This is a genomic window from Erwinia oleae, from assembly GCF_000770305.1.
Classification (GTDB): domain Bacteria; phylum Pseudomonadota; class Gammaproteobacteria; order Enterobacterales; family Enterobacteriaceae; genus Erwinia; species Erwinia oleae.
The window spans coordinates 1-6392 of record NZ_JNVB01000125.1 but is presented as its reverse complement, the minus strand read 5'-3'; the positions used below and the strand labels follow the sequence as shown (position 1 = coordinate 6392).

The window sequence follows — 6392 nt, the reverse complement described above, 5'->3', positions numbered from 1 at the left end:
TCGAGTAAACTACGACTTGCCGGGCAGCACGCCGTTAATAATCTGGCTGGCGGTGTCGGCAAGCACCTTTCCGGCGCCGCGATCGCCCTTCGCCATCGACGCCATAAAGGCTTTGGCCTGCTTGAAGGTAATATGCGGCGGCAGCGGCGCGACTTCCGGGTCGGTTTTCACTTCCAGCACCACCGGACGGTCCGCCGCCAGTGCTTCTGCCCATGCGGCGCTCAGCTTTTCAGGATCGTCAATATAGATGCCCTTCAGGCCCAGCGATTCAGCAAACTGCGCATAGGCAACGTTGGGAAGCTGCTGTGTCGCCTCAAAGCGCGGATTGCCCTCCATGACGCGCTGCTCCCAGGTGACCTGGTTGAGATCCTGGTTATTAAACACGCAGACAATAAGCTGCGGCGTCGCCCACTGTTGCCAGTATTTCTGAATGGTGATCAGCTCCGCCATGTTATTCATCTGCATGGCGCCGTCACCGACCAGCGCCACGACGGGTTTTTCAGGCTCGGCGAATTTTGCCGCAATGGCGTAAGGCACCGCCGCCCCCATGCACGCCAGGCCGCCGGAAAGCGTGGCCCGCTGCCCCTGTTTCACCCGGTAGTCGCGGGCAAACCAGTTGGCGCATGAACCGGAATCCGACGTCACGATAGCGTTATCCGGCAGCAACGGCGACATTTCCCACACCACGCGCTGCGGGTTTACCGGGCTGGCTGGCGCTTTCGCCCGATCTTCCATCAGTTCCCACCATGACTGCACCTGGCGCGCAATATCCTCCTGCCAGTGGCGATCGTCTTTATGTTTAAGCAGCGGCAGCAGCGCGCGCAGCGTTTCGGCCGCGTCGCCGTGCAGATTGATCTCCGTTGGGTAGCGCAGGCCCAGCATGGCCGGATCGATATCAATTTGCACCGCGCGCGCCTGGCCCTCTTCCGGCAGAAATTCTGTCCACGGGAAGCCGGAGCCGATCATCAGCAGCGTGTCGCAGGATTTCATCATCTCAGCGGACGGCTTCGTGCCCAACAGACCGATCGAACCGGTGACAAAGGGCGCGTCATCCGGCAATACGTCTTTGCCCAGCAGGGCTTTGGCAACGCCTGCGCCAAGGAGATTAGCCGCCTGCACCACTTCCACCGCCGCATCGCGCGCGCCGGAGCCAATCAGGATGGCCACTTTCTTACCGGCATTGAGGATTTCCGCCGCTTTTTGCAGATCTTCCGGGTAAGGGACAACTTTTGGACGCTGATAGCCCACGCCGGAATGGGTAAAGCCATGCGCATGCGCCGGCGCTTCCCAGGGTTCATCCTGCACGTCTTTAGGAATGATTAACACCGCCACGCCGTTTTGCGCTTTTGCCAGGCGCACGCCGCGATCGACCAGATGGCGCAGCTGCGCGGGCGTGGCGGTTTCCTGCACAAAGTTCGCCACGTCGGCGAAGACGCGGTCAAGGTTCATCTCCTGCTGATAGCTGGCACCACGTGCGGTGGTTTCCGCCTGTCCGGCTATCGCCAGTACCGGCGCGTGATCCATTTTTGCATCGTACAGGCCGGTCAGCAGATGCGTCGCGCCCGGCCCACCGGTTGAAAGACAAACCCCCATTTCACCGGTGAACTTTGCGTGGCCTACCGCCATGAACGCCGCCATCTCTTCATGCCGAACCTGGATAAATTCAATACCTTCGCCGCGTTTGTTGGCGCGCTGGATCGCGCCCAGCACACCGTTTATTCCATCGCCCGGATAACCGTAAATACGCGTCACGCCCCAGGCTTTAAGGCGCTCGACGAAAAAATCACTGGTTTTGGTGCTCATTATCAGCCTCACCTTTTTTATGTATGGGCTGTTAATAATAGTTGAGGATTGAGGGTAAGCAGGAAAAGCGCGGCGCGTCAGCCCATTGCCTGGCTGACCAGCGCGAACGGCCGCACACCGTCTGGCGTCCAGGGCTCGCCGCGGATCATGGCCAGCGTTTCGTCCTTCTGCGTCAGGCCAGAGCTGGTGAGCCAGTCGGCAAGGCCGGTGCCGGCGCAGGCATCCACGCGCACAAACTCGCCGCAACGTTCAGCGACAAGCGAAGCGATAAGCCGTTTTGCCGCGGCAAGATCGCCACAAATAACCGGGCCGATATAACAGCCACGGCCAAAATGGCGCAGCGCGGCAAAACCGCTTATTTTACCCTGCTCTTCCAGCACGTTTATCTGGCTGTCAAGCAGCCAGCGGATCAGTTCTGGTCGATATTGTCCGTGCGCCTGACAATCAAGCTTCGTTAAGGCGGTGTGATCCTGCGGCCCTGCCCGACGCAGGGTTTGTCCCGGCGAGGCGAACGATGGCGATAAAGGATGCGTAAGCACGCCCTGATACTGTTCAACGCGCCCGTCAGGCATGAATCCATACTTCAGGTAAAGGGCTTTTCCCTCTGCGGTAGCGTGGAGGCGGACGTTTACCTCCGGCAGCCTTGCCAGCGCCGCGCGCATGAGCTGGCTACCCAGGCCTTTGCCCTGCGCGTGCGCGCTGACGATCACCAGCCCGATTGACGCGTAGCGCTCGCCCCACGGCCAGAACATCGTGGTGCCCAACAGATGCCCTTCGCTTTCAGCTACCACGCCCTTTCCCAGCTTCAGCATCTGCTGCCAGTCCTCAAGGCGATGTGGCCAGCCCACCTGCTGAGTCAGCTGAAACGCCGCGGCAAGATGCTTTTCCTGCATGGTATTGATGTTCATGGTCTGCGTCCTTTATGCTGTTGAAATATGCAGCATAAACGGCTCAGATTTGAAAATCGATAACGGGTTCTTCTTCATCAACCGCCAGCGCCTGCCGCTTGATCTCTTCCAGCGAGAGATTGGCGTTGCAGAGCTCAAGGAACTGCCACACATAGTTGCGCTGTAGCTGACCGCGTTTCAGGCCGAGCCAGACGGTATTTGACTCAAACAGATGCTTTGCATCCAGACGCGTCAGCCCGGACTGCTCGTCAAGCTGGCATGCCTGATCGGCCAGCACACCCACTCCCAGCCCGAGCTCGACGTAGGTTTTCACCACGTCGGAGTCCTGCGCGCTCAACACGATATCCGGTTTGAGGCTGGCAGCATGGAAGGCGCGGTCAACGCGCGAACGGCCGGTGATGCCCTGACGATAGGTGATCAGCGGATGGCGGCTCAACGCCTCCAGCGAGACCGGCTGCTGCTGTTCGAGCTCATGCCCTTTCGGCACCAGCAAGGCGTGATGCCAGCTAAACCAGGGGAAGGCCGCTACTGAAGGATTGTTAATAACCTGTTCACTGGCGATACCAATATCGGCTTCACCCGCCACCAGCATGGCGACGATCTCCTGCGGCGTTCCCTGATTGAGTTCAAGGCGCACGTCGGGATAGAGCACGCGAAAGGCTTTAATTACGCGCGGAAGGCTGTAACGCGCCTGGGTATGGGTGGTGGCGATGGTCAGCACACCGCTGGATTCGTTAGTAAAGACGTCCGCCAGCCTGCGTACCTTGCCTGCTTCATCAAGGATGCGCTCGGCGATGGTCAGCAGCGCCTTGCCAGGTTCGGTCATGCCAAGCAGGCGCTTGCCACGACGAATAAAAATTTCCACGCCCAGTTCATCTTCCAGATCGCGAATATGGCGACTGACACCCGACTGCGACGTAAACAGCGCGTTGGCGACTTCGGTAAGATTAAATTCGCAGCGCGCCGCTTCTTTAATTATTTTAAGTTGCTGAAAATTCACGCCCTTCTCCTTAACCGGTTTTGGTATATGCAAACCATGTTAAGGAGGAGTATCCATAGCAACAAATAATAAAAAAACTTTTTATATGCATTTGAGTACTAAGCATCCGGGCGTGTTTTCTGTTATCAACCGACCAGCATCAGTTCGCGATCTTCTGACACCGGCTTGCTGAGTATTGACAGCAAAATATCCTTCACCGCCTGCGCAGATGGCGTGAGCGGCAGACGCGATGAGGTGTTCAGCGAAAGTGGCAGACTCAGCGACGGACTGCAAATGCGCGACATCCATGCATCCGTTGAGTTACTCAGCGCACGCGCAGCCGATTCAGGCAGTACGGTTACGCCCATACCACTGGAAATGGCGGCGGTAAGCGTGGCGATGGATTCGATCTCGCCAATGATGCGCGCGCTCAGCCGACGCAGCGTGAAGGCCTCGTCGACGCGTTTACGCACCGCGCTGTAATCGCGCGGCAGAAACAGATTCATTTGCGCCACCGCGGTGAGTTCGACGCTGGCGCCGGGAAAGTCCGTAGTGCCGACCAGATAAAGCTCTTCTTTCATTAAGGGCTGACTGGTGATCCCCGCCGTGGGCGCACGATCGTAAAGCACCGCCATATCCAGCTGCCCGTTCATCACTTTTTCATTGAGCAGGGTGCCGCTGTTTTCATGCAGATAGACCAGCACCTCCGGGAACTGCTCCCGTACGGTTTGCAGCAACGGCATGGTCAGCGATGACGCAGCGGCGCCTGGCGCAAGACCAATGGAAACCTGCCCGCTCAGCGCCTGGCCAGCGTTAATCACCGCCGCCTGCGCCTGCTCGCACTGGCGAAGGATGGTGCGGGCATGGGTATAAAGAATTTTGCCCGCCTCGGTAGGTGTCACACCGCGCTTGGTACGGATAAGCAGCTGTTGATCCAGCTCACCTTCGAGCGTCGCCACCTGCTGACTGAGCGCGGGCTGCGCGATATGCAGCACTTCTGCTGCGCGGGTCAGGCTGCCGATATCGACGATTTTCACAAAGTACTTCAGTCGTCTTAAGTTCATATTGCCTCCGTCACATTCCCCGAATACCGCCATTGCTGGCGCGTAAAATTATCTTTGCCTGAGCATGAGGAGATAACTGCAAGCCCCGTGCCAAATACTCAGGGTGTTCCTGCCATGCATGTCAGCTTATGACTAAGCGTCGGTAAAATAAGAGAATCTGATTGCTAACGGCGGGGCGATAAAAATTACTCATGAGTGAGGAAGCGCTACGATGAGTGAGAATGCACTGCCGGAGTGCAGCAAATGCAAGCGGGCTGTGCATGTAACCGGTTTCAGACCCGGCCGGATGGAGGTGATGGATGACTGTGCCTGCGACCGCTAATGGAAAATAATGAGACGCTCCGAGAAACACATTGAGTGAAGAATGCGCGTGCTGATGAGTTATCATCATACCGCCGACGATTTTAGCAGCAGTTAATTCCATAAAACCGCTCTGGCCTTTGACATTTCTCTCATCCGTCGATACCATGCGCCCGTTCAAACGATTCCTCTGTAGTTCAGTCGGTAGAACGGCGGACTGTTAATCCGTATGTCACTGGTTCGAGTCCAGTCAGAGGAGCCAAATTTGAGAAGCCCGCTCATCCGAGCGGGCTTTTTGCTTTCCCGATTCCTGAAACGCTTATCTTTTCGGCCAGACGTGAACGCCGTGCCGTCTCTGCCCGTTAAAATAAACCCGCCTCGGTTGTCCGGGCGGGTTTATTGCTGACTCAGAGACTATTTTCAGATATCGAATCGGTCGAGATCCATCACTTTGCTCCATGCGGCGACGAAGTCTTTGACAAACTTCTGCTGCGCATCGCTGCTGGCATAAACTTCGGCTGAAGCGCGTAAAACGGCGTTCGAACCAAACACCAGGTCCGCGCGAGTGGCGCTGAAGCGCGGCTGCCCGCTCAGGCGGTCGCGGCCTTCAAAGCGTTCCCCGCTTTCGTCAGTGGCTTTCCATTCGGTGCGCATGTCCAGCAGGTTAACAAAAAAGTCGGTGTTGAGTTCACCCACTTTATCGGTGAAGACGCCGTGCTGGCTGCCGTCAAAGTTGATCCCTAATACGCGCAGCCCACCAATCAGCACCGTTAATTCAGGTACGGTCAGCGTCAGCTGCTGCGCTTTGTCGATCAACAAGTTCTCGGTCGACGTGCGACCTGCCGATGCGCGATAGTTACGAAAACCATCCGCTTTCGGCTTCAGCAGTTCAAACGATTCGATATCCGTCTGATCCTGACGCGCATCCACACGGCCAGCCGTGAACGGCACTTTAATATCAACATTAACCGCTTTCGCCGCCTGTTCAACACCGACCACCCCGGCCAGCACGATGATATCCGCCAGCGACGCTTTCTGCTCGGTCTTCTGGATCGCTTCCAGCACCGGCAGCACGCGCGCAGCCACGGCGTTCACTTCCCACTCTCGCTGCGGCCGCAGCGCCAGACGAGCACCGTTTGCCCCGCCGCGTTTGTCACCACCGCGGAAGGTCGAGGCTGACGCCCACGCCACCGACGTCAGTTCAGTCACCGACAAGCCCGACGCGACAATTTTTTCTTTCAGCAACGCGATGTCATAAGTGGTCGGGTGATAGATTGGCTGCGGCAGCGGATCCTGCCAGATGAGATCTTCCTTTGGCACTTCCGGGCCGATGTAGCG

The 6392-nt window shown here is 57.6% G+C and carries 5 protein-coding genes and 1 tRNA gene; 1 reads left to right on the top strand and 5 read right to left on the bottom strand.

Annotation, left to right across the window (positions count from 1 at the left end; all coding sequences use genetic code 11):
* Positions 1-9: 9 nt before the first annotated feature.
* From GS12_RS21960 to nac, 4 genes are all read right to left on the bottom strand, one after another.
* Positions 10-1803 (bottom strand): thiamine pyrophosphate-requiring protein, encoded by a 1794-nt coding sequence (locus GS12_RS21960; protein ID WP_034950950.1) that lies wholly within the window; start codon positions 1801-1803, stop codon positions 10-12.
* A 77-nt stretch (positions 1804-1880) separates the two neighbouring features.
* Positions 1881-2711, bottom strand: a complete 831-nt coding sequence (locus GS12_RS21955; protein ID WP_072016949.1) for a GNAT family N-acetyltransferase — start codon at positions 2709-2711, stop codon at positions 1881-1883.
* Positions 2712-2754: 43 nt separating this feature from the next.
* Positions 2755-3711 (bottom strand): HTH-type transcriptional regulator Cbl, encoded by a 957-nt coding sequence (gene cbl, locus GS12_RS21950; protein ID WP_034915741.1) that lies wholly within the window; start codon positions 3709-3711, stop codon positions 2755-2757.
* A gap of 125 nt (positions 3712-3836) precedes the next feature.
* A complete protein-coding gene (gene nac, locus GS12_RS21945) occupies positions 3837-4754 on the bottom strand; it encodes a nitrogen assimilation transcriptional regulator NAC (RefSeq protein ID WP_034950949.1) in 918 nt (305 codons plus the stop codon).
* 486 nt (positions 4755-5240) lie between these two features.
* Between nac and GS12_RS21940 the strand changes: the two genes are divergently transcribed.
* Positions 5241-5316: transfer RNA gene (locus GS12_RS21940), tRNA-Asn, on the top strand.
* Between the two features lie 158 nt (positions 5317-5474).
* Here the strand turns inward: GS12_RS21940 and GS12_RS21935 are convergent.
* The coding region (locus tag GS12_RS21935; RefSeq protein WP_034950946.1) for a peroxidase family protein at positions 5475-6392 on the bottom strand (918 nt) is incomplete at its 5' end.